Origin of the sequence: Priestia sp. SIMBA_032 (assembly GCF_046535215.1) — a bacterium.
Taxonomy (GTDB): Bacteria; Bacillota; Bacilli; order Bacillales; family Bacillaceae_H; genus Priestia; species Priestia aryabhattai.
In genome coordinates, this window is sequence record NZ_JAWRXD010000857.1 from 1 (window position 1) to 264 (window position 264).

The 264-nt window shown below is 67.0% G+C and carries 1 protein-coding gene; it reads left to right on the forward strand.

The window, feature by feature from the left end:
* Nucleotides 1-72 precede the first annotated feature (72 nt).
* On the forward strand, nt 73-264 hold a 192-nt coding region (locus tag SB717_RS36770; protein WP_410908006.1), incomplete at its 3' end, for a hypothetical protein.

Genomic DNA, 264 nt, shown 5'->3' on the forward strand with positions numbered 1-264 from the left:
GTTCAAGCCGAAGCGCAAGGAGATCCTGCGCGTCTTCGGCGACGAAATCGCCAAGCTTCATGGGGTGACCACGTGAGCGGTATCGAGACGATCGTGCGCGGCCGGCTGTGCCAGAGCCTGAGCAAACCGGCGGAGGAGGCGGCGTCGCTGGACATGAACGCGGCGCTCGGCGACGACCTCGGTCTCGCCTCGCTCGACCTGATCATGCTGATGACGGCCGTGTGCAACGAGGCGGGCGTGCCGCTCACCTCGCTCGGCGAGGAG